Origin of the sequence: Thermogladius calderae 1633 (genome assembly GCF_000264495.1) — an archaeon.
GTDB classification, from domain to species: Archaea; Thermoproteota; Thermoprotei_A; order Sulfolobales; family Desulfurococcaceae; genus Thermogladius; species Thermogladius calderae.
In genome coordinates this window covers 608,946-632,124 of record NC_017954.1, presented here as the reverse complement: position 1 = coordinate 632,124, position 23,179 = coordinate 608,946, and the positions used below count along the sequence as shown (strand labels likewise).

The following is a 23,179-nucleotide window of genomic DNA, read 5'->3' as shown; positions in this document are numbered from 1 at the left end:
TCTCGGTTATATTATATCCCTCACATAGCATTTGCATAAATTAAGCGTTAGAAGGTGGCTAGCCTGTGAAGACAAGCCACGTTGGTAGCTTCCCGTTGGAGTTTAGCTTGGAGAACGTGGGCTTGATCGCGGGAGACCTCCAAGAGATAGGCGTTGACGTGCCCCCCTACCCGCAGTTGAGGAACTTCGTAGAAATATACATGGAGCCCCTGGTAGCCAGCGGCTTTGTAGCCCTGAGAGGCGAGAGCTATTTCCTCAACAAGAGCCTCCAGGTCGAGGACGTAGTTTTCGAAAGTAGGATAGAGGAAGCAGAGGTCTTCGTAGACCGCGCGCGGAGTTTAGGCTTTAAGGGGTTAAGAGCCCCGGTTACAGGGCCTTTCACACTCTCAAGTGAGGTTTTGCTCGCGGAGGGGGGCGGCCTCGAGTCCACAGGCATAGCGAACGCTGACGTAGTGAGAACCATGGCGAGGTACGTTAACAGCGTCCTGAAGTACATGGAGAGACTGGGCTACAACTACCTCTTCATAGACGAGCCCATACTAGGGGTGATTGTAGGCACGCGGAGATTACTCTTCGGCTGGGGAGAGGGGGACATAGCAGACGTGATCGAGACCGTTTTCAAGGGAATAGGCGGGTACCACGGGATCCACGTCTGTGGCAGGGTCAGTAAGAGGCTGTTCGACCTGTTAGTGGGCGTCCCCGTGTTAGATTTCCTAAATTTCGAGTTTCACGACTCTCCAGAAAACACGAATATTGTAAACGGCGAAATACTATCGTCTAAGGGCAAAGTTCTGGCTCCAGGTGTGGCCAGTAGCAAGAGACCTGAAGTAGAAAGTGTAGAGGAAATAAAGGGTCTACTGAGAGAGCTACTCGCGAAGGCGAGAGGAAGAGTCGACCTGGTCTCTGCTGATTGTGGTTTCGGTGGGCTGTCGACAGCCTCGGGCTCTAGGAGGGATGCTTACGAGGTCGCGTTGAAGAAGCTCGCTAACATTAAGAAGGCGGTACTCGACCTCTCTTAGCACGTCCTCCGAGGAACAACGGTCGACGTTTATAAGACTCTCATGGACTCTTAATTATATCCTAGAGCCGCCGTAGCTCAGCCGGGTAGAGCGCCGGCCTTGTAAGCCCCCTTTCCTAAGGCCCGGGAAAGCCGGTGGTCGCGGGTTCAAGTCCCGCCGGCGGCTCTACTAGGAGGGGAGGAGTTACGCAAGTCGAGTTCAAGGTTATCGGCAGCGACAAGGTTTCCGCCGTTGGTCTAGGAACCTGGGCTATCAGAGACTACGGTAAGGCGTACGAGGCCTACCTGTACGCTCTGAGTAGCGGAGTCAACAACGTCGACACAGCCGAGATGTACGACGGCGGGAAGGCCGAAGAATTCGTTGGCAAGCTAGTCAAAGCCGTCGGTAGGGATAACGTTTTCATCACGACGAAGATGTTGCCCGACAGACTCGTCGACAAAGACCTCATTATCAAGGCCGCCAGAGCCGCCTTGAGGAGGTTGGGGGTAAACTACGTGGACTTGTACCTGATCCACTGGCCTAACACGTCTATAAGTATAGAGGAGCAGGTCAGGAACTTCGAGATCGTGGCAAAAGAGGGGCTGACAAGGTACATAGGAGTTAGCAACTTCGACCTCACCGAACTAAAGAGGGCAATAAACGCCCTCTCGAGGGAGAGGATAGTTGTAAATCAAGTCCACTACAGCGTCCTACATAAAGGAGAAGTTGAAGAGGCTCTCCTCCCTTTCTGCCGTGCAAACAACATCGCGATCCAGGCGTACATGCCGCTTGAGAGAGGCGCCGTAGCAACTCACCCGGTGATTCAGAAGATCGCCTCCAAGTACGGGAGGACACCAGTGCAGGTCGCCTTGAACTACCTGATAAGCCAGGACAACGTCATCCCCATCCCTAAGGCTGAAAAAATAGAACACGTGAAGGAGATAATGGGATCCATGGGCTGGAGGATGGGAAGCGAAGACCTAGAGGAACTCAAGAGAATATAACTTGGCTAGCCCTCTGTCTTCTCACTCTAGAGGAGGCGTAAAAGGGTCGTAGCACGTTAAACATCTTTTGAGTGGTCTTATTTGTTCAACGTAGTTAAGCTACTGGAGCTAAAAGAGAAACTCAGAGAGGAGGTCCGAGGCCTACTAAGCGAGAGGGAAGCCCGACAAGCCGAGAACGATTCCCACGCTAAAAGGAGGCCTAGGCCTTGCGGTCTGACCATCCACACCTCGATTGGCTGCTTCTTCCAGTGTAGGTACTGCTACATATACGATATGGGGTATCCAGCAAAGGCGAGCCCGTACCCGCTGAGCGGTATCCAAGTAGTCTACGCCCTCCTCTCAAACAAGTACTTCATACCGTCTCTGCAAGGGACATACCTCGCAGTAGGTAGCGTGTCGGAGCCTTTCCACCCCCTAGTAAAGGAGCGGACGATCGAGTACGTCCAGGCGTTCTACACGTACTTGGGCAACCCTGTCCAGTTCTCGACCAAGGCATACATCAATAGAGGAGACGCCGCGAGAATAGCCGATGCGAGCAGAGGGCTGATATCCCCGCTCGTCACGATCGTCACTTTGAACAAGTGGAGCGAACTCGAACCCCAGGCACCGAAGCCCGAGCTCAGGCTCGAGACTATAAAGAACCTGAGGGAAGCAGGGCTAAAGCCCTTCCTCTTCCTCAGACCTATAATACCCGGCGTGACCGAGCGTGAGTACAAGGAGATCGTTGACCAAGCCCTCGAGTACGGGGCAGTAGGTGTCGTGGCGGGCGGTTTGAGAGTCACGAAGAGCATCATAAAGAATTTGAAGGAGTCGGGCGTCGATATAAGGGAGGTCTTGAAAAGGGTAGACGTCCCAGTCGAGAAGATGAGAAACGGGGTGCAGTACGATGTCTATACCGGCGACATTAAGTCCGGGATCCAAAAGTACGCTTTGAAGAAAGGCTTGTTGTTCTTCCCTTCAGCCTGCATGGCGAACCTGTACACCCACGGAATGAAGTGCTGGAGGATGAGTCTGTACGGGGTCGAGGTTAGCGGGATGAGAAAGCCCCGCGTCGACGAAGTGGCCTCGCTCTTGGGGAGGCTAGGGTTCAAAGCGTCCTCGGTGATGGTGGGGGAGGCCACAATAATTGCTAGGGGGAAGTGCGTGAATTGCGACCCTACGTTTGTATCCGAGGTTGTCTTACACGAGTTCAGGATGTGCCCTAAGCTCAGGTTAAGTGGGGATTGACAGGGTTTAATCCCTATAACCCCTCTTACCACGAGATCAAAGTGGGGAGGCCAGGAGTAGTGCTGTAGATATGGGCACGTGCTCTTTTTGCGGACGGTCCTCGAGGACGATCTCGTCCTTTCTAGGAGTTTGCGTAGACTGTCTAAGGAGGAACAAGAGCGCACTCGACCACGTATTGAAGCTCCACGAAGAGGTCCGAAGAGAGCTGGGCAAACAGCAGGAGCCTACTGGCAACGGTTTGAAGTGTACCCTGTGCGGTAGGTCTTGCTCTCTCAGTAATGGGGAGGTCGGCTATTGTGGACTCAGGTACTCGACCGCTGGGAAGGTCGTCGGCTTTCTCAGAGCAGATACTATGCTGGGCCACGTGTACTACGACCCCCACCCGACGAACTGCGTAGCGGTCGAGGTATGCCCGGCAGCTAGAGGAGTTGGCTACCCGGTCTACGCTCTCACCCCCACCGGGGAGCCGGGCTTTTACAACATCGCTGTATTCTTCGGCTCTTGTAATCTGAATTGCCTCTTCTGTCAGAACTGGGAACACCACTTCATAGCGGTTAAGAAGAGACCTCGCTTCACTATCGATGACCTTGTGAAGGCTGTAAACGAGCGGACCACCTGCGTCTGCTTCTTCGGTGGAGACCCGTCTGTGTTCTCCACCGCGGCCATCGTCGCGGCAAGGAGGATGATTAAAAAGGCAAAAGAAGTCGGACTCAAGGTTTTCAGGGTCTGTTGGGAGACCAACGGGCTCTGGAACCCGGCGATCTTCGAGAAGGCGGTCGAGCTCTCACTCGAGACAGGGGGCATAGTTAAGGTCGACATGAAGGCATGGAGCCCAGAGGTCTACAGCGCGTTGACGGGGGTGAGACCCGAACACGTTCACCTGATCAGGGAGAACGTGAAGAGAGCGGCGAAGCTCTTTGAAAGGAGGAGGGAGCCCCCGCTACTAGTCGTATCGGTACTACTCGTACCAGGCTACCTAGACGACTACGAGCTGGACGGTATCACGAAGTTTGTCGCGGGCCTGAACCCCGACATACCGGTCGTCTTTCTGGGCTTCCACCCGGACTTCTACCTCAACGACCTCCCTAGGGAGCTCCCCCCTCTTCAGCCGATATGCCCCCCTCCTTCAGACCATGGAGGGGGGTCGTGAGAGGGGGATATCACCATGAATCCTGTACACCGCCGGATGAGAGTTGATTTTTCCCGCTCATGATCATGGGATTTATCCCCCTCCATGGACTTGATTTTTCCCGTTTTATGACAATGATTTGCTACGGACATTCCACACCGTCGTTACCATGCTAGCTTCACTTCTCTGATGGCTTCCACAAGCATCCCATTCTCTACAAGTCCCTCCTAATGGTACATCGTAGTGATTTGCTACTGGTTTTTCAGACCATCGTTACCATCACCAGGTACACCTACGATGGAGTCCCACCACATGGGTACTACCGATGTGCTACTAGTCCTCCTTGATGTCTCTCGTTCAACAAGGAACGAATAGGTATGAAACTCTACTAACATGGTAACAGTAGGATTAAAAGTTATTGTAGTATGCTAACAGAGGGATAAATCCTCATGTAGAGGTGCGGAGAGGAGGGGGAGGTGGGGTGTAGGTGTAGGATGTATAGCCTTGGTAACATTGTGTAACATAGCAATTACGGCTTTAAACCCTCCGATTCAATAGCTAACCTAGAGGTTACCGTGTATTTAGTGGTATTTTATGCTATGAGCTACTAACGACCTCCGTCTAGAACTAGGTAAGGGTGAAGGGTAGAGTGTATTCGAGGAAGAAGATAAAATAGTTTAAGGTGATTTGGGTGGGGAGTGTGTTCTGAGTTTGGATGGGGAGGTTAGATGGGTTAAGAGGTATGAGGTTGATTCGCTACAGATATACTTTAGTGCTTCCCTAGAACTTCAGGAGGAGCTTATTAACAATGGATTTCAGGTTCCCAGTAGTAGAGATGGGAGGGTTAAGACACCTATACCGATAATCTACTCTAACTTCAGAGGCTGGCTTGGAAAACCCAACCCTATAACGATAGAGAGATTAATACCCCCAGAGTGGCTTAAACTAGATCCTAAGTCTCTAGGATGGGAGAAGACCACCTTTAGAGGTAAGACAGCGTTCTACATGCCACCAGACGAGGTGTACGTTGATGTAGGTTATGACGAGAACGGTAACATACATCTAAAACTCGACGTTAAAGGTTATCACCTCGAGAGGACATCTATCAGAGGGGTTAACCCGGAAAAGTGGACCAACTGGGTTATGTTCTATGTAAACGCCGACTTAATAGAGAAGCTCCTAAACCTACTTAAGGACGTAGTTAAACCAGGTATCTTAGCCTCTAGAAGTCTTAAAGTTGAACGTGAGATCCAGCAGGGGGGTAAGGAGGTAACCTATTATGCTTACATAGGGGATATGAGGGATGTAGGTATTCCAGTGAGATACTTCAGCTTCTGTATGGGTTGCTTCCACAGGGTTCTAGACTATCTACGTATCAAAGCACGTGAGAACGGGTTAAACGAGTCCATAGTCGATAGGTTAAGACTTAGGATTGAATTTGATCCAAATGTTAGAACGGGTGTTAAGGTAGGTGTCGCTAAGATAGCTGGGAAGAGACCACAGGTAATGTTTAAGCTCGCATCTAATACACCGAAATCCATCAGGGGGATCCTTAAACCCAGGATAGAAGGTAAAGCTAGAGGTAAGCTAGTTGAGTGTAATCATGAATATCGTAATCAATACATGGTTGTTAACGGAGAGCTCCTCTACTACGCTCTTGAGGCTACAAAGACATACTTACAGAAACTACCTAGCGATGTGGGGGGTTAACTATGATTATCCCTCATGGATCTCTCGTTCTTTTCATTCAACCTCCTCTCTATTCTCTCTCTCAATGTCGTCCTCAACCTCCTAGCATCGTTTCTAACCACTACCTCTTTAACGTCGGCTCCCCGAGTGTACTCTGTTAGGCTTGGTTTCCCTATCCCCAGCCTCTCCTCTATCACCTCTCTTAGCTCCAGGTCTATCTCGTAGCCTACACAGTTCCTCTCAAGCCTCCTAGCTACAGCGCATGTTGTCCCTGTCCCGAGGAACGGGTCTAGAACCGTCTCCCCGACGTAGCTGTAGAGTCTCACGAGCCTCTGCACCAGCTCCTCCGGGAACGCCGCCGTGTACTTGCTCCACTTCTCGCTTGGTAGAACGTTCTTTATATCCCATACTGAGAGGTACCACTTCTCAACTTGGAATCTCCTAACATCGATCCTACTCCTCTCCCTCACATGCTCGGGTACCTTGGTTCTATCGAATTCACCCGGCTTCCTGAAGACGACTATCTCCTCGTATATGTTATCAGGGTAGTAGTACATGGGGTATGGGTGTTGTATTAGGACACCACTTCTCCTACTAATCCTAATGTAACCCTCAGGCTTCCTCCACACTATCTTCTCCTGGTACTCGAACCCAACCTCGTACACCATGATGTGTATGAGGTCTGAGACTATAGGGTAGAGTCTACCCTCAACCCTAACATCCTGAGTGACGAAGCAGGCAACCCTACCAGGAGCTAGAACCCTGTAGATCTCCCTCCCAACACCCCGGAGTAGATCCAGGTAGTCCCCGTAGCTCGGGAACAAGCCCGGGAAGTCGAAGGGGGCATTGTAGTACGGCGGGGAGGTTACAACGAGGTGCACTGAGCCGTCCTGGAGCTCCCCCATGTTCCTTGCATCTCCGAATACCACCTTAACGAAGACCATAGCATATCACCCCTTGATGGGAGCATATCTCTCAAGGAGCTTAATCAACCTGTACACTAGATCTTCCCACTCAAGGTTATCGTATAAAGCCCACTCGATCACATCACTCGTAGCATACCTCAGGATCTTCACAAACCTCTGCCACGTATACCCTCTATCCTCAAGATCCTTCTTCCAAACCCCCCATAGGTATGAGGGTAGCCTGTTTAAATACCATACAGCTAGGGAATCGAGATCTATATCAGGTTCTGATTGAAGTCTCATCCTATGCTCCCTTATAAACCTCTTTATCTCCTCAGGTTCAGGTGGTATAGGTAGCTCGATACCCATACCCCATACCCCTATATACTATGTATTATGGGGTAGCCTTTTAAACTTTAACCCCTGGTATTACCATCTAAACGTTAACCGTGGAAGGCTAGAAGGCGCGCACCTTAGTGTTCCTCTTACATAAATTCGATATTGGACATGCGTTACAATTTGGATTCTCCTCTCTACAATACTTGAAACCTATGTAGAAAGCACCATAGTCTATCATGAAGAAGTCGCCTCGAGGATAGTATCTCTTAACAAGATTCTCTATCCTCTTCCTTTCCTCGTTAGCCTTCACTATTGGTCTACCCTCCTCCACTAGGACAGAGTTTAGGAACCCTGTTCTCGCCATAACCTTGGACACGTGACCGTTTACAGGCATAGGTATCTCGTTATACCCGCAGCGTCCTTCGAAGATATCAATGTGTAAGTCTGGGTGGGTAATCCAGCCTACATACATTCGAGCGGCCTTCTCGTATAAGAGTCCTTTAAGGAGTACGTTACCCAGTATACCCTTATTAAGTAGCTCTCTTGGTCCTCTAAAGGAACTAAAGTAACGTTGTAGGGAGCCGTACTGTGAGGATAGACTGAGTAGTGCGAGGAGGAAACCACCAACCCTCATCAGAGATACACCCTCCTTCGAAACCCTAATAACCCTAGATTTAGGCTCATAGACTTTGAGGACTCTATCTAATATATCGTGGATTCTATTTATCGAGTCATGGGGTTTCATGAAAAAGTCTCTCCCAAACTCCTCATAGAGTTTAATTACTGTATTCCTCGCACTTACCGATTCAGCTTGTTGATCGAGAATAGAAGCTAACAAGAGATACCTTAATAAGAGCTCCTTATCCCATCTATCACTCTGAGACAGCTTAGATAGTAGACTTTGCTCTAGATCCTGCTTTAGATTACTCTTACCAATTTCCTCAAGCTTTTTAAGGAGTTCTCTCCTCTCATTCTCAGAAAGTTCCTTTAACTGTATTCTAGGCAACCTCCATTCACCTCATATGAAGGAGCTTAACCCTAGTTTAAATTCTCGTAATCACTTCTTACATGGATAGCGAGCCTCCAGGAGCTCTATGTTAACTTCGGTATCAACCCCCTAAAGGACAACACCATAACTCTAAACTTGAAGCATACAATAAGTAAGGTTACTTAAACGAGAGGGAGGTTACCGTCTAGAACTCTAGTGACAAGTCGGCTGTGACAATATCAACAAACAAGACTCTCTAGGAGCATCTATAATGTGCTTCGATAATCAGAATCTCTAATATCCTACATGTAAATCACTTGGAACCGGTAAGCACCATGAGAGTTTTTAGGTAAGGGTATAGTGTGTAGGTAAAGTCCCACATACTATGATCTAGTAAACTCTAAATTATGAGATCACGCTGTTGGAGCAAAGACTTTATAAGGTTACCTGGGACACACTCGAGTTTCCTACTTAACGTTTAGGTATACCCTTCTTATATTAGGAATGCGAGAATATAACACCTATAGTGGTGAGCTCCCTTGAGTAAACAGGGGGTTAAAGAAGTGGAGAGGAAAGAAGGGGAACCAAAGAAAACCAGGAAACCTCCAAAGTGTAGGTAAGGGAGCTGTCAATGAGAGATATAAAGAGCTCCACGAGTTAGAGGGGGGTCTAAGAGTGGATTCGTGTGCTCCCCTCCCACTTTAACATTTTAGGCATTTACCTCACTCGGATAACGTTACGCCTGTGGATAGCTCTCCTAGCTTGGGTGTGGGGATAGAGTGGAATCCATAGCTTAGACACCTAGCTCCCCACTCTATTCAACTCTCAATCTCTAATCCCCTCCATAGTCCTCCCTCTCGTTAAGATCCTAACATTTGAATTTAGGGGAGGGAGCGGATCTTGGATCCCTCCCCTGGTCTGAAGGAGGGGGTTATCGGAAGGTGTACACCATGATGGGAACCCCCCTCCTTCGGCTGGGTTCCTAGGACGAGTTGGTCTCACGCTAGGAGGGCGTTGAAAATCGCGGAGGAGAACGGGCTTAGAAGAGTCTATTTGGGGAACACGTTCCTCCTCGGAAACGCTTACGACTGACCTGAATCGGTCTTCCCGAGGTCTCTAGCCAGTGTGGCGAGCATCGATACGAGCGAGACTAGCTCGGGGACGGCGGCGCCAGGAGGAAAGTTGAACGTGAAGTGTGCTGTCCAGACCCCTAAATTGACGAGCCCTAGGGCGGCAATCACGGCCCCCTCGACAGAGGTCTCCATGGCGTGTACCACCATGTAGGCTATTGAGGCCAAGAAGAAGGCGAGAGAGACGTAGAAGTGTAGCCTCCCGTAGTCCTCCGGGTAAACACCTATCATGGTCAGAGAGTAGCCTCCTAACACGAGCAGGGCTCTGTAGGGGGCGGCGAGGGGGCGTGCTACCGAGGTCGCGTATACCAACAGGATAGCCCCCGTGGTGGATACCAACCCGTTAAACACCACAGCTGTCAGGCCTTTCTCGATTCTCCCAAGATCGCTGAATGCGTTCTCCCAGATGTTAAACCAGGGGGTGCACAGGGCTAGGAGCAGTAGAGAGAGGAGAGACGCGATAAAGGGTGAGACGAGGATTAAGGGTCTTGCTTCCACCGAGGACACCAAGTTTTTATTCGACCGCGGGTCTCTTAAATAGGTAGTGCGCGGTGTTCCACGTGGGCAGTGTAGCGTACGAGCTACTACTCGTCTTTCTGATGGGGTTCTCGCCCGTGGCTGAGATACGAGGGGCCATACCGCTTGCGTACTACTTCTTCAGACAGGACCAGTCGCTCTACATGGTGGCACTGGCCGCAGGTTTATTGGGTAATCTAGCGGTGGCCCCCATAGCCGTTCTCGCCTTGAGGTTCGCTGAGAGGAAGATTGTAAACAACAGTAGAGCCCCCGGTTTTCTGAAGAGACTCTACTGGAAAGTAGTGGACTACGCTAGGAAGAAGGCGAGAGGGCACGAGAGGCTTGAGTTCGCCGGCCTAGCAGTGTTCGTTGCGATACCCCTACCAGGTACCGGGGCGTGGACTGGCGCGCTTGTAGCGCACGTGCTGGGTATGGAACTTAGAAAGGGGGTTCTCAGTATCGAGTTAGGCGTGCTCGGGGCTTTTCTAATAGTCTTAGCAGTCGTCGAGACCGGGGCCACGGTGTTAAAGATGTTCTTCGGTCTGTGAGAGCTACTTCACGACTCGCATCCTAATTCTGTTGAGCCACTCGACACCTGCTTTCTCGGCTATCTTTTCTGTGAGTAATACCGCGTAGGCGAGGTCGTTCAAGTCTATTACTTCCGTGGGGGAGTGTATGTACCTCGCAGGCACCGAGACAACGCCTGCCGGTACCCCCTCCTTGTTCAACGCTATTATCGAGGCGTCAGTAGTCCCCCCAGGTATGACCTCTAGCTGATAGGGTATCTTCTCCTCTTCGGCAACCTTGACCATGAAGTTGAGTATCTCGGGGTGTGTGATGAGGCCTGACGCGTTCCTCCCGTCGGCTATTTTGATCGCGGGGCCCCTACCCAACCTCGTGAACTGCTCGCTCTTCGCTACACCGGGGAAGTCGCTCGCAATAGTGACATCAAGGGCGATCGCCACGCTGGGGGAGATAGCGAAGGCGGCAGTCCTCGCACCCTTGAGCCCGACCTCCTCTTGGACAGTAGCCACAGCGTACACGTCGGCCTCGTTGTTCTCGATCAGCTGGAAGGCTTTAAGCATCACAGCGAGGCCTGCTCTATCGTCAAACGCCTTGCCTGTGACTCTATCCCCGGCCAACCTCTCCATAGCCCTGTCGAACACCGCTACGTCGCCAACCCTTACACCCATTTTCTCCACATCGTCCCGCGATGACGCCCCGATGTCTACGAAGAGTTCTTTTATCTCAGGTATCTTCTGGGCCTCCTCCGGCTTGACTACATGAGGGGGCTTTAAGCCTATGACGCCTTTCACAGTCCTCCCGCTTCTAGTCACTATGACTACGCGCTGGTGTAGTAGTGTCCTCTCAAGAACCCCGCCTATCGGGGTGACGCGTAGGAAACCGTCGTCCTCTATATAGGACACGAACAGCCCTATCTCGTCCATGTGGGCCGCGAGCATTAGGCTGGCCCCACCCTTGCTTCCCTTCTTTAACGCGATCACGTTGCCCAAGGAGTCCACCCACACCTTGTCAGCGTGTCTCTCCAGCTCGCTTATCACGGTGTCGTGAATCAAGTACTCAAACCCGCTCGGTGCGTGGACGCTTGTCAGCTTTTGGAGCAAACCGTACATTTCCTCCTTTAACTTACCAAGTTCAACCATGGGATACACCGAGTTAATTAGGATAAGTGGTATGGGATATAAGTGCTTAGTTCCGGGGCACGGTAATACCTGACTACCTAGACCTGTACTGTTCGATCAACGTGGCGATCTTCATAGGGGCGTCCAGCGAAGTGACCACAACAGTGTTAACACCGCTCTTCCTCAACAGTTTCGAGTAGTTCAACTGCTTGGTTAACAACTCGTGCGTCTTCAGAGAGTAGAGGCCACGGGCCCACATTGGGATGCCGATCATGTCATAGGACGTGATGACGGGGTTCACCACATAAACGATGTTCTTTAAACCAGCGAGCTCCTTGACCACTTTAACGAGGGTCTCGTAGTACTCTTGGGAGTCGACGACCGTCGCGATTATTATGATGTTCCTCTCCCTCTTGAGCGACATTAGTAACAGGTTATATGCCTCCAAGAGACTTCGCGCTCTCTCCTCCTTGACGACCTCTTCAAAGTCAACACTTGACATGGCTTCTAGAGCGACCCGGAGACCGGCGTTTGACCGCATTAAGGTCGGCATGGCGACTAGTCTCCGAGCCCCGAATACTATGACTTGGAAGTTATCACCCCTCTGGGCCAAGTAGGCTACGATGGCACTCATAGCCCTCGACATATGCTCGAATACCGTCCTGGCGTAGGGGCCCACCAGCATTACGTGAGAGGAGTCCAGCAGGATATACACGTTTTGCTGAGCCTCTCTCTCGGTCTGCCTGACTACCAACCTGTTCAACTTGACGCTTTTCCTCCACTCGATCCTCTTGAGTTCGTCACCCGGCTTGTAGTCTCTCAAGCTATGGAACTCTACGCCAGCCCCGGCGATCCTTGACCTCGATAACCCGACCGACCTAGCGTAGGCGGCCAGTCTTCTCAGCACTGCCACTTGGTAGGACGGGGGGATCCTGATGTAGGTGTAGGCCCCCGTGTTATAAGGTCTAGTCTTGAACAGCCCGAATACGTCCCTTGCCTGTAATTCAAGGGGGCCTATCCTATGCCTCCCCACCCTACCGTGGCACACCATTCTTATGACCACCTCCGACTTTGCCGGAACTGCTATGAAGCCCCGGGTAGCGCCCTTCACGAATTTGAGGAAGGGGGAGTGCCTCACGTTATACTCTACGAAGGCCAGTGGCGCAATCCCCGGGTTTTTTATTACAACTCTGACCTCGAACTCCCCGTTATCGATGGGAGTGTCGTGGTCGAACTCCACTTTGAGGTCTCTCAAGCCAGCCGCAACGTAGGTGACGTACGCTCTCAAGCCGAAGAGGAAGGCCAGTACTACCAGCGCGACCATGACTAATGAGCCGTTATTCGACACGAAACCGGAGAGCAGCACCAGAAAGGAGACGATGTACAGCACTCTAGCTCTATGAGTCGAGTGCACCGGGGACTCCTCGCGCATACCTCACCGCCTCGCTATCTTCTCCAGCACCTCTACTCTCATCAGGCTAACTCCTATCTTCGAGAGCACTTCGTCGCTCTCCCTCGCGTACTTCAGGACCGTCCTATGCCACGACAACACGATAGGCGTTCTACGGGCACCTGTCGCCTTCCCGTATAGCTTGTTCATAGCGTCAACGTACCTCCTCGCCTTCTCGGGGCCTGTGACTTCGGACAACCTCTTGACCAAGTCGGCATCCTTCAAGCCCAGCCCGTAGACGCTCAACATGACCTGGTCTACCAGCTCGTAGAGGGACTTAAAGTCCTCTTTCCCGAGTTTCAGCTTCCCCCTCACGATCTCCTCTCTGATGTTCGCAGCGTACGCCACCTCCACGAGCCTCTCCTCGCCCATCGGCCTATCCCGTATGAAGCTCTCGCCCCTTGAGAAGTAAACGAACGCGAGCAAAGCGAGAAGGACCGAGAAAACCGAGGCCACCAGCTGGTTTTGTAGAGCCTCTTTCAGCAAGCTGTTGGAGTAGTCGAGAAGAGGCGCGAACCACGTCGACGGGTGGATTAGGTTCGCTATTATCATGCCTAGAAGGGTTGGGAAAGATACGTAGAGCGGCGTAATGCCGTTGATGTCGTTCATTATGTCAGTTAGGGGGATGGGTGTGTATCTGCTAGCGTCGAAAACTATCTGGCACCCCCCGGTGCCACAGATGCTCTGAAATAGGTCCAGGGCGAATTGCCTGTAGGTCTCGTTTCGATCTATGACCTGGTTCAGGAAAACAGAGCCGTCGGACAAGACTACCGTTTCGACGTCTCTCTTTTGCCCATCCAATGATATACTAGACCACGCGACAGCCCCCGAAACGAGGGTCTTGTTGCCGACGTAGTACTCTCCGAAAACCGTCGCGTTGCCCCCGCTTACATTGATGTAGGAGGCTATGTCTAGGACTACATCGTATACCTTACCCGCAACGTTGAACCTGGACACCGGGTATGGGGGCAGGTACTGCCGCGTTGAAGGGTCGTAGACCAACCGGAGTAGGCCGCTCTGCTGAACTAGCACAACAACCTCTGCGACCCGTAGAGGTGCCCCAGCGGCCTTGAGCAGTGCGTTGGATGTGGTGTTCTCGTCGGCTATCAGCAGTTTTATGTCCCTACACCTGGCCAGCGAGCTCAGTATTTCGTTCGACTCGGCCTCCGTGTACGGCCTCTCGGGGGATACCGTTACGAAGAGACAGCTCCCAGATAGGGGTAGGTTGGCCAGCTCGGACAAATTCGTGATGACGTATACGCTACCGTACCTCTCCCTCAGCATCTCTACGAGGCTAGACGTGCCTATTTCGCCAGTGTTGAAAGGGGCCGCCCCCTTGAAAACTGGTAGTCCGGGCCCTCCCTTCTCAGCTAGAGAGATGAGCCCTATGGCCACCAGAGACAGTATCAGGAAAATAGAGAGCGTGCTTCTAACTCTTACCCTCCACTCGCTCAACTCCGCCTCCCTTCTCTAGAGCGTACACGTACGCCGATAAACGTAGAATGTACAAGCCGGCCGAGAGTAGCGTGAAACCTATAAGAGCGCTCAGTAGGCTCGTGGCAACAAAACCAGCCTGCATGTACCCGATACTCCAGAGGAGCGTTAGTATAGACAGCGACAACAGGACTACTCCTATTACAAGGTAGACCAGGAACCTCACTATCTGCCTCAAGGCACAGCACCCGACATCTTGGGTATATACTCTACCAAGCTATAAAACACGGTGTAGTAGCTCTGGTAAGCCGAGACAACGCTTAGGGACCACGTCTCGAAGTCGGGGTGTATGAGAGACAGCCAGATATCGCCGGTGGCCTTGAAAGTGTAGTACACGCCCCCCGCGTACGTTACCGCCAACATGACCAGGGATGCCACGAGTAGCTGGCGGGGGGTGTCCATCAAAATAGAGTCCAGACCCCTCAAGACAATAGTGACAAGAATCCAAGAGACCAACGCTAGCACAACACTTGAAACCATAGGGGCGTATTCCTTGAGGAAGTAGAGCTGTCTCGCCAGGTAGTCTCCGAAGACCTCGTATATGGGCTGGTATAGGAGCGGGGCGAACGCGCTCGCAATGATCATTCCTCTCAGGCTCCCAAACACGGGGTTGTAAAACACGTTGATCGACTCCTCGTCTAACAAGATGCTCAGCGCCATCCTGGCGTTGGGCTTCATGTAGAAGAAGAAAACCGTGAAGAACTCTCTAGCGGTGTAAAGCGCGTAGACTACTACAGCGATCAGAAGAAGCAACTTAAACAAGTATGTAGACGTGAGCAGTATGCCTAAGCCGGACGAGGCCGTCGAAGTAAGCGTCTCATAGTACAGAACCCACAGCCTTGAAATAAGGAACGCAACCCCCGACAACGACGCGACGAATAAGAGTACTTGGAAAACAGCCAGGTGACCGCTTCCCTGCCTATACCTTATCCATCCATACTGGTTGATGTTGTAGTTCGAGACGAGGTTGTCGACGAACAGCAAGACGAAATAGCCCGCAAGCGCGGTTACAATCAACTTAAGGTCACGGCCGGCGGGTAGTAGGGACAAGAAGATTAGAGTTATACCGTAAAACTGCGGCGATGCCGTCACAATAGTCACGACTACTAGGCCCCACGCGACCACGACCATGAGAGTCGAGACCAACCCCATGCCGGCGAAATTGATGGCGGGAAGGTTGAAGTTTACTATGACCGTGTAGTAGACTAGAGCGAGCGCGACCAGCCGGGGGACAACCGCGACTAGGAGACTCCTATAGCTTGGCAACTAGATCACCGTATAGCCTGCGGGCCTCCTCGTCGAGATCCCTCCTGGAGTCGCCCGCGTACCTCCTCGCCTCGTAGATCTCCGTGAGCCTTCCGAAAGACTGTGACAGCCCTCCCAGCGCGCTCTTCACGGCGTTGTAGTACTCGCGATGAGTGTTGCTTGGTGAGAGCCTAACACCTGTCGCTCTCTCAACTTTCGCCACTGCTCTCCAGTAGTACTCCACTGCCTCGCCCCACCTCCCAGCATGCGCGATCAGCCTCTTCACTCTCCTCGCAGTCGGAGACCAGAGAGCACTCACCTTACCCACCAGCCTCGGGGCCAAGTAAGATAGTAGAATCGAGGTCGCGACAACTGCTGCAACTAGTACGATGGTCTGTAACCCCTCCGGGATGGACAGGTAGCTTAGTAGCGGAAACACCGCACTAGGGAGCCCCCCTATCTTCACGCCGCTTGTTGGGGTTGGGGGCTGACCTAGGTATGGGGGGATGAGATTCGGTAGCTGGCTGGTTAAAGCCTTTAACGCGTCAGCCGCTACTCTCATAGACTCCGAGTCGAGTCTATCCGACAAGTTCGTGTATCCCTCTGAGCGGGCCAATATAGAGAGGAGTTTTAGAGCCAGGGCGTAGTCGGCGGGCGTCAGCTTCCCTTGTCTCCAAAGCGTCTCGATCCTTTCGAGGACGCTTAACATATCGCTCTCAGAGACACTCTTGTTCTCGAACATGTAGGAGAAAAAGAGTGATGTAAGCATGTTTTTCACATCTGTGTTGTTAAGCAGAGACAGTGCGTTGAGTATGTCGCTCTCGGTATAGTTCCCCGAAGAGAGGTGGAAGTAGGAGTACAGTGCTTCGAGCGACTGGTTTAGAGAGGAGCTCGAGACGCCCAGTTGAGAGGTCTGGTTTATCAGCGTTCCTATAGTGCTAGCAGCCTTCTGCGCCTCCGAGGCGCTCAAATTGCCTGATTGGAGCGAGCTTATTATCTCCCGCCAGTCGCTGAGACTGGAGCCCGTGAAGCCGGGGGTGTGCCTGTACGTCTCGAGAGCCTGAGCGCTCGCCACGGAGGACAAAGAGACGTATAGAAGGACTAGAAAGACTACCACGCCTCTAGTCAAGGCCTAGGCACCGGTACCCTGTTAGCTATCTCCTCGACAACTCTACTCGCGGTCAACCCCTCTACCTCGTACTCCGGCTTCAGGATTATCCTGTGGGATAGAGTCGGGACGAGGACCTGCTTCACGTCGTCCGGTATAACGTAGTTCCGCCCCTCGAGATACGCCACGGCCTTGGCCATTCTCAGGATGGCGATCCCGGAACGAGGGGAGGCGCCGAGCCTCACCGCGTGGTGTCTCCTAGTCTCCTCGACTAAATTAGCGATGTACTGGTAAATCGCCTCGTCGACCTTGACGTCTCTCGCGCTCTTTATCTCGTTCAAGACCTCTTCTTTAGTCACGACCGGCTTGATCGCCTCGACCCACGCCTCTATCTCGTCGACCTTCTTCAACATCTCGACAAACCCTTTAGTACTCGGGTACCCAGTCTCGATTTTCACCAAGAACCTGTCCAGTTGCGCCTCGGGGAGTGGGAATACGCCCTCCATCTCAATAGGGTTCTGCGTAGCTAGGACGATGAAAGGCTCGTCTAACCGGAATGTCTCGCCCTCAATGGTGACCTGCCTCTCTTGCATAGCTTCTAGTAGAGCTGACTGGGTCCTCGGCGAAGCCCTATTGATCTCGTCCGCGAGTAGGATGTTGGTGAAGATAGGGCCTTTCACGAATTTGAACTCGGCTGTCTTCTGGTCGAAGATCTTGTACCCTATTATGTCCATCGGGAGCAGGTCTGGGGTCATCTGGACTCTCTTAAAGTCAAGCGATAGAGTCCTCGCTATCGTCTTCGCTATAGTCGTCTTGGCTACACCTGGAACGCCCTCGATCAGGACGTGACCCCTGGCTATCAGCGCTGCTAATACGAGTTTGACCTCCCTCTCCTTCTCGATCAGGTAGCCAGACCCCGTTATATATGAGTAAGCCTGCCTAACCCCCATCCACTGGAACCCTTGCTTACTACTAGGATAGCCAGTCAAGATATATAATACTTTATAGTAAACAATATCCATGGGAATATTATGGAGCAAAACTCGAACAGCGATGACAAGAGGCTGATCGCCTCTCTCATACAGAACACGAGGGCTAACATATCCGCGATATCCAAGAAGACCGGGCTGAGCCCTACCTCGATTAGAAACCGGTTGAAGAGGCTTATCGACAAAGACATGCTCCAATTCAAGCCCCTCTTCTCGGCCAGAATGCTGGGAAGCGAGGCCGCACTCCTCAGGATAAAGGGTGGGAAAAGAGAGGCTGTCATGCGGGTCTTGACCATGTGTAACCGGGTTCTAGGAGTTATGCTAGTCAACGACAACGAGATCTTAGCAATGGTCTATGGTAGGGATAAGAGGGAGATCGCCAGCCTCGTGTCATTCGTCAAATACATAGGGGAGAACGTAGACGAGGTAGAGATACACTACGGCAGGCTTCCCAGCGACTTCATGATACCACTCAAGAACGACGCCCCCAACTGTCACACATACATGAACGACGTAAACGTAAACTCGTTCTGCGGTAACTGCCTGCCCTCTCTACGTAGGAACAGGGCCTGACCCGTCTAAACGCTCGCTTTGTTGCCTGTTAAGAATCTCTGCCTACTCGCTTGACTGGAGGCCCAATAAGTCTTCTACTAACGATATCACGCTGTAGTAGTCGCCCTTCTTACGGACTTTAACCACTCTCTTCTTGAGAAAGGGTGCATCGCGTAGAATGTTTCTGATCGCCTCCTCTAGGAGCTTTCTACCCTCGCTGTTCAAGTAGTCGCCACTGAAGTAGACCTCCCTACCCTCCACCAATATCCTGAGTAGCCTGATCGCCTGGTCAAGGCTCTTCTTCAACTTAACACCACTATACTATCGCCGTGCAGTAGCTGATTCGCACGCACAGCCACATACGCGCTGTCAGCAGGGTCGTGGAATATCAGGTAACCCGAATAGTAGCTGACGAGTTCCAGCGTCTTGTCGGATAGCTCGCTAACTCTCCTCTCGGAAACAGCCCTAAGTATGGTGGGGTCGTCGGCGTCTACTTTAACGAGTTTTCCAACTTCCAAGGCGAACCCGTGCTGCGACAGCTTCCTGAGCTTGTTGACGAGCACGTTAACGTCTCTGGCTAAGTCCTCCTCTAGTATCTTCCTGAATTCGAACTTCAAGTGCTCTGTCAACCCGCTAATCCTACCCAGTCTGAGCTCGAGGCTCCTCGCCTCGTAAGAACTCGTGGTCTCGGCTAGGACAGTGCTGACACTGTGAGGCTGCTCACTGAGCCTCTCAACGTACCTCCACGACCTGGTTGAGCCTACCTTGACCTTGCCGTGGAGCACCGTGGCGTACACAGAGTATCTACCCTCCCCTGCTAGAGCCTTGTCTAGCTGCCTACAGTATTCCAAGCTACCGGAGCCTCCTAGTGTGAAACATAGAGTGTAGATTGCCCTAAGCGTGTTACGGTGCTTCGGGCAGAAACCCTGCGGGGTCACGACGGTCTCTACACAGTACTTACGAGACAACGGGTTGTCCTTCTCCGCGATGTCGCCCGTGTGCCACAAGCAGAACCTCTGGCTGGGCTCCTTGATCCTCACCTTGGTGCCCGGCCCTACTAGAAGGACGCTATCCACGCCCACAGGCTGTAGGAGAAGGCCTTTGAAGCCGGTTCTGTACCTATCCAGTAGAACCCTGCCCCCGGGCCCTCCGCCCGACACAAAGGACTGGAGGCTTAAAACCTTTACCTCCGAGGTGGAATCTAGCTTGGGCTCGAAGTAGACTAGTCTCGGTATCAAGTCTTCGACCACTTCACTATGCACACGGCTTTATCCTGAGAATACCCTTGTCGACGAGTACCCTCTCGAGTAGCGGGATTCCCTTGTCGCTCCCCATGGTGTTGTCTATCTCTACCAGCAACCTCTTCTCCTTGTAGTACTCTATGATGGGGTTGAACGTCTGGTAGTACACCTGGTACCTCCTCCTTATGACCTCCGGCTCGTCGTCGCTCCTCCTCACCAGCTTTGCCCCGTCGTAGTCGCACACCAAGTCGTTTTTAGGGGGGTTGTAGGTGAGGTTGTAGACCCTCCCGCAGACCGGGCAAACGTACCTGTTGCTCAGCCTTCTCACCGCCTCTTCCTCTGAGATGTAGATGTGTATCGCGGCGTCTAAGGGAGTGATCTTCTCCAGCTCCTGGGCCTGTTTAATCGTCCTCGGGAACCCGTCTAAGATAAAGCCCCGCTTAGTGTCTGGCTCGCTTAACCGCCTCTTCACCACTTCGACCACGATCTCGTCGGGTACGAGCTCCCCTCTGTCCAAGTACTCTTTCACTTTCAGGCCCAACTCTGTCCCCTTGGCGACTTCAGCCCTGAAGATGTCGCCGGTGCTGATGTGTGGTATACAGTACTTCTTCGTAAAGTACTCAGAGTAAGTCCCTTTACCGGCTCCCGGCGGGCCTATTAGGACGACTCTCAATCCCTACACCTTCACTGGAACACTCTCTAGATTCCCCTCGGGTCTTTTATCCCTAACCAGTCCAGTAACCTGTAGAACGCCTTGACCTTGCTTACGGCCTTAACACCAGGCGGGCCAGGTTTCTTCGTGTAGAACGCGTTTACCTCGTAGACCGTCCCGTACAACCCCCTCTCCAGTGCTATCTTGCCCAACCGTATTAGGTCTATCAACACGCCGACTATTGCCGGCTTGTCGTTCACTCTCATTATCACGTAGATCTCGTCCTTGAAATCCCCAAAGCTCATATACTCGATGATCATGGCAACAAACTTTTTGTCCCCGAGCGGCTCAAGGAAACCAGTGGGCCTGATGTAGTTCGGGGCCTCGTAGCCCAGAATGTCGGAGACCATGCTGCTCTTGGTCTTCTTCTTCATGATGTTCCTCTCGGGCTCTGTTAAGGCTAGGAAGTCTGTGTTACCACCTATGTTGAACTGCGCGATGTCCAGGACTCTCCTGTTCCGCTGGAAGAGGTGCTCCAACAAGTCCGCCGTCAGGGGCGTCGCGCCCGTGGCTGCGTCGTCACCGAACACCACTGCGTTGCTTGCCTTGTACAGGTCTACGAAGGCCTGGTCGGTCGCGACGGGCGAGGGTATAGCGTTGATTAAAACAGCCGGTTTAACCCTCCTAGCGTATTGAGCAACGGCGTACGCGTATGCCTGAGACGCGGTCAGGTAGCCCTCTTTCACCCTAGCCTCGAGCTCGTCCACGCTGTGGATTGGCTCAACGGGCTCCGTGGTGATCACGTTCAAGAACACGTCGGCGTTGAAGCTCTTCCACTCGTCTACGAGCATCTCTATAGACTTCTCAAGCCCGTATTTCTCCTCAAGCCCTCTAGCCTTGTACGGCAGCCCCTTCAAACTACCTAGGTGTATCCCCCTCCTCACCTGGATCTCTTTCAGCTTGCCGGGTATAGTCGAAGAATTAAAGTACTCTCTCGCTAGCTCGTAGGCCGTCTTACCAATCTTCCTCTCGTCAACGTCGTAAGCAGCAACGATCTCGATATCGTCGTACTTGACTGGAACCCAGTCCCTCAACGGTACACCGTAGTCGGGTATCTCATTCCTCTTCAGCCTCTCCAGGCCCACCTCCAAGTATGAGGCTGCCATACCCTGACCTATTACCACGACCCTCATTTCAGACCACCTAATGCCCTAAGTGTCTCCTCTAGGAACTTCAGCCCCTGGTTAAAAGCCTCGACCCCTTTCTCGGTCACCTTATAATACGTCTCGTCCCCGCCCGTGACCCTGGCTATAAGGCCCTCTCTGTTCATCCTGTAGACTACCGTGTAAACAGTTATGGCGGGCGGGTTGATATTGAACCTCGACTTGATCTGCTTACGGACGTCGTAGGCTCTCATCGGCGAAGGGCTGTCGAGCAACACCCTTATCACGTACAACCAGAGGTTCTCGACCGTGAGCTTCCTCTTCAATCTCTCGAGAGCCTTCACTTTATCCAATCATCCTTCACCCAACAAGAGTATATTTATGGCCACAAATAAGGTTTACACTACGTGCTATGGGCTATGATGCTAAACATCTTTAAGGGACTAGCCTAGTCCTGTCTCTAACAAAGAGCACTGCTTCCCTGATGTTGTTTAACCCCAGCATCTGCATCATGAGCCTTTCGATCCCCAGCCCGAAACCGCCGTGAGGCGGCATGCCGTACTTGAAGGCTTCCAAGTAGAACGAGAAGTTGGCTGGGTCTAGACCCTTCAGTCTAAGCGCCTCAACGAGCTTGTCGTACCTGTGCTCTCTCTGCCCGCCGCTAGCGATCTCGAGCCCTCTAAAGTCGAGATCGAACTTCCTCGTGTGGTGACCGTCCTCTTCCCTCATGTAGTAGAACCCTGTGGACTGCCACGGGAACCCGACTATGAAGTAGAGGTCGTTCCCTTTCTCGGACATGATCTTCCCTAGCTCCCTCTCCGCCTGGTCGCTCAGGTCCTCTCCCTCGGGTACCTCAACTCCGTTGCTCCGCAGTATGTCCACTGCTTCCTCGAATTTGAGACGCTTGAACGGTGTGGTCACACGGGGCAACTCTACGTCGAGGGTCTCTAGCTCCTCTTTGTTCTTGTCCCTGACGTAGTTGATAATGTAGGCGACCAGGTTCTCGAGCGTGTTCATTACGTCCTCCATGCTCTCTATAAAGCCCTGCTCGACGTCGATACCCCAAGACTCGTTCAAGTGCCTCACAGTGTTGAACTTCTCGGCTCTAAAGTATGGGGTTATCTCGAAGACTCTCGGGATGGAGGATATCAGTATCTGTTTGTACAACTGGGGGCTCTGGCTCAGGTAAGCCTCTCTCTCGAAGTACTGGACTTTGAATAAGGTGGCACCCCCCTCCGCGCCCGCGGCGACTATCTTAGGGGTGTGGATTTCCATGAAGCCGTTGTTTACCAGGTACTCCCTGGCCGCCTGGACAATGCTCTGCCTAACCCTGAATATGGCCTTCTCGACGGGGTTCCTTAGAAGTAGCCACCTGTACTTGATCCTGGTCTCTAGCAGAGACGGCACTTTGCCAACTAGCTCTACGGGTAATGGCTCAATAGGCTCTGCGTAAACCTTGATCGACTTCACCTCGAACTCGGTACCCCTCTTGCTCTTCTGCTCCCTGGCCGGCTCGCCTTCGAAGCAGACAGCCGAACCTAGAGGTAAAGTGCTCAAAGTGTTGTACAGTTCTGGATTCAAGTCCTGTTTACCTACTAGAACGTAAGGTCTGACGTCACCTCCCGACACCTCGACGATCACGACTCTACCGATCGTCTTACTCCTCAAGACCCAGCCGCACAGCCTCATCTCTGACACCACCAATTAGGAGCCGATC

General features: G+C 52.3%; 24 protein-coding genes and 1 tRNA gene. 8 read left to right on the top strand and 17 right to left on the bottom strand.

Going from position 1 to position 23,179, the window contains the following annotated elements; translation table 11 throughout:
- The first annotated feature begins 65 nt into the window (after positions 1-65).
- From TCELL_RS03630 to TCELL_RS03605, 6 genes are all read left to right on the top strand, one after another.
- Complete coding sequence (locus tag TCELL_RS03630) at positions 66-1,019, top strand: uroporphyrinogen decarboxylase/cobalamine-independent methonine synthase family protein (RefSeq protein ID WP_014737365.1); 954 nt, start codon at positions 66-68, stop codon at positions 1,017-1,019.
- Positions 1,020-1,085: 66 nt separating this feature from the next.
- A tRNA-Thr gene (locus TCELL_RS03625) sits at positions 1,086-1,184 on the top strand.
- Between the two features lie 41 nt (positions 1,185-1,225).
- Positions 1,226-2,002: an aldo/keto reductase gene (locus TCELL_RS03620; protein WP_157864747.1), complete on the top strand. Its 777-nt coding sequence runs from the start codon at positions 1,226-1,228 to the stop codon at positions 2,000-2,002.
- Between the two features lie 81 nt (positions 2,003-2,083).
- Entirely contained in the window at positions 2,084-3,229 is a 1,146-nt protein-coding gene (locus TCELL_RS03615) for a radical SAM protein (protein ID WP_014737363.1), read from the top strand.
- A gap of 70 nt (positions 3,230-3,299) precedes the next feature.
- Positions 3,300-4,379 (top strand): radical SAM protein, encoded by a 1,080-nt coding sequence (locus TCELL_RS03610; RefSeq protein ID WP_014737362.1) that lies wholly within the window; start codon positions 3,300-3,302, stop codon positions 4,377-4,379.
- A gap of 690 nt (positions 4,380-5,069) precedes the next feature.
- Positions 5,070-6,068 carry a hypothetical protein gene (locus tag TCELL_RS03605; protein WP_014737361.1) on the top strand — a complete coding sequence of 333 codons (999 nt, stop codon included), beginning with the start codon at positions 5,070-5,072 and terminating at the stop codon, positions 6,066-6,068.
- On the opposite strand, the gene TCELL_RS03600 is transcribed toward TCELL_RS03605, so the two are convergent.
- The 4 genes from TCELL_RS03600 to TCELL_RS03585 all read right to left on the bottom strand — a co-directional run bounded on the left by TCELL_RS03600 (position 6,065) and on the right by TCELL_RS03585 (position 9,916).
- A complete protein-coding gene (locus tag TCELL_RS03600; protein WP_014737360.1) occupies positions 6,065-6,991 on the bottom strand; it encodes a DNA-methyltransferase in 927 nt (308 codons plus the stop codon). The two genes, TCELL_RS03605 and TCELL_RS03600, sit on opposite strands and share 4 nt — an antisense overlap.
- A gap of 6 nt (positions 6,992-6,997) precedes the next feature.
- Positions 6,998-7,321: a hypothetical protein gene (locus TCELL_RS03595; protein WP_014737359.1), complete on the bottom strand. Its 324-nt coding sequence runs from the start codon at positions 7,319-7,321 to the stop codon at positions 6,998-7,000.
- Positions 7,322-7,409: 88 nt separating this feature from the next.
- Positions 7,410-8,297, bottom strand: coding sequence for a hypothetical protein (locus tag TCELL_RS03590; protein WP_014737358.1), 888 nt, complete (start codon positions 8,295-8,297; stop codon positions 7,410-7,412).
- A 1,064-nt stretch (positions 8,298-9,361) separates the two neighbouring features.
- Complete coding sequence (locus tag TCELL_RS03585; RefSeq protein WP_162097829.1) at positions 9,362-9,916, bottom strand: DUF998 domain-containing protein; 555 nt, start codon at positions 9,914-9,916, stop codon at positions 9,362-9,364.
- A gap of 44 nt (positions 9,917-9,960) precedes the next feature.
- Here TCELL_RS03585 and TCELL_RS03580 point away from each other — a divergent pair, with 44 nt between their 5' ends.
- Positions 9,961-10,473: a COG2426 family protein gene (locus TCELL_RS03580; RefSeq protein ID WP_014737356.1), complete on the top strand. Its 513-nt coding sequence runs from the start codon at positions 9,961-9,963 to the stop codon at positions 10,471-10,473.
- 3 nt (positions 10,474-10,476) lie between these two features.
- Here the strand turns inward: TCELL_RS03580 and TCELL_RS03575 are convergent, their stop codons facing one another.
- From TCELL_RS03575 to TCELL_RS03545, 7 genes are all read right to left on the bottom strand, one after another.
- Positions 10,477-11,589, bottom strand: coding sequence for a M42 family metallopeptidase (locus tag TCELL_RS03575; protein ID WP_014737355.1), 1,113 nt, complete (start codon positions 11,587-11,589; stop codon positions 10,477-10,479).
- 73 nt (positions 11,590-11,662) lie between these two features.
- Entirely contained in the window at positions 11,663-13,000 is a 1,338-nt protein-coding gene (locus TCELL_RS03570; protein ID WP_014737354.1) for a DUF58 domain-containing protein, read from the bottom strand.
- A 3-nt stretch (positions 13,001-13,003) separates the two neighbouring features.
- Positions 13,004-14,473 carry a DUF4350 domain-containing protein gene (locus TCELL_RS03565; RefSeq protein WP_048163038.1) on the bottom strand — a complete coding sequence of 490 codons (1,470 nt, stop codon included), beginning with the start codon at positions 14,471-14,473 and terminating at the stop codon, positions 13,004-13,006.
- Positions 14,448-14,690 carry a hypothetical protein gene (locus TCELL_RS03560; RefSeq protein WP_014737352.1) on the bottom strand — a complete coding sequence of 81 codons (243 nt, stop codon included), beginning with the start codon at positions 14,688-14,690 and terminating at the stop codon, positions 14,448-14,450. Before TCELL_RS03560 ends, TCELL_RS03565 begins: the two co-directional genes overlap by 26 nt.
- Positions 14,687-15,778, bottom strand: coding sequence for a hypothetical protein (locus TCELL_RS03555; protein WP_014737351.1), 1,092 nt, complete (start codon positions 15,776-15,778; stop codon positions 14,687-14,689). The genes TCELL_RS03560 and TCELL_RS03555 overlap by 4 nt, the downstream gene beginning before the upstream one ends.
- Positions 15,765-16,886 carry a DUF4129 domain-containing protein gene (locus TCELL_RS03550; protein WP_014737350.1) on the bottom strand — a complete coding sequence of 374 codons (1,122 nt, stop codon included), beginning with the start codon at positions 16,884-16,886 and terminating at the stop codon, positions 15,765-15,767. The genes TCELL_RS03555 and TCELL_RS03550 overlap by 14 nt, the downstream gene beginning before the upstream one ends.
- A complete protein-coding gene (locus TCELL_RS03545) occupies positions 16,883-17,815 on the bottom strand; it encodes an AAA family ATPase (protein ID WP_014737349.1) in 933 nt (310 codons plus the stop codon). Before TCELL_RS03545 ends, TCELL_RS03550 begins: the two co-directional genes overlap by 4 nt.
- An 81-nt stretch (positions 17,816-17,896) precedes the next feature.
- Between TCELL_RS03545 and TCELL_RS03540 the strand changes: the two genes are divergently transcribed.
- Positions 17,897-18,427, top strand: a complete 531-nt coding sequence (locus TCELL_RS03540) for an Lrp/AsnC family transcriptional regulator (RefSeq protein ID WP_014737348.1) — start codon at positions 17,897-17,899, stop codon at positions 18,425-18,427.
- A 42-nt stretch (positions 18,428-18,469) separates the two neighbouring features.
- On the opposite strand, the gene TCELL_RS03535 is transcribed toward TCELL_RS03540, so the two are convergent.
- The 6 genes from TCELL_RS03535 to aspS form a co-directional block, all read right to left on the bottom strand.
- The gene (locus TCELL_RS03535) at positions 18,470-18,712 is read right to left on the bottom strand and encodes a hypothetical protein (protein ID WP_014737347.1); all 243 of its coding nucleotides are present in this window, start codon (positions 18,710-18,712) and stop codon (positions 18,470-18,472) included.
- A complete protein-coding gene (locus tag TCELL_RS03530) occupies positions 18,709-19,656 on the bottom strand; it encodes a hypothetical protein (RefSeq protein WP_014737346.1) in 948 nt (315 codons plus the stop codon). The genes TCELL_RS03535 and TCELL_RS03530 overlap by 4 nt, the downstream gene beginning before the upstream one ends.
- A 4-nt stretch (positions 19,657-19,660) precedes the next feature.
- Positions 19,661-20,320 carry an adenylate kinase gene (locus TCELL_RS03525; protein WP_014737345.1) on the bottom strand — a complete coding sequence of 220 codons (660 nt, stop codon included), beginning with the start codon at positions 20,318-20,320 and terminating at the stop codon, positions 19,661-19,663.
- A gap of 26 nt (positions 20,321-20,346) precedes the next feature.
- Positions 20,347-21,492 carry an inositol-3-phosphate synthase gene (locus TCELL_RS03520; RefSeq protein WP_014737344.1) on the bottom strand — a complete coding sequence of 382 codons (1,146 nt, stop codon included), beginning with the start codon at positions 21,490-21,492 and terminating at the stop codon, positions 20,347-20,349.
- Positions 21,489-21,806, bottom strand: a complete 318-nt coding sequence (locus TCELL_RS03515) for a PadR family transcriptional regulator (RefSeq protein ID WP_238529052.1) — start codon at positions 21,804-21,806, stop codon at positions 21,489-21,491. Before TCELL_RS03515 ends, TCELL_RS03520 begins: the two co-directional genes overlap by 4 nt.
- A gap of 91 nt (positions 21,807-21,897) precedes the next feature.
- On the bottom strand, positions 21,898-23,151 hold the full coding sequence (gene aspS, locus TCELL_RS03510; RefSeq protein WP_014737342.1) for an aspartate--tRNA(Asn) ligase: 1,254 nt from the start codon (positions 23,149-23,151) through the stop codon (positions 21,898-21,900).
- Positions 23,152-23,179 lie beyond the last annotated feature (28 nt).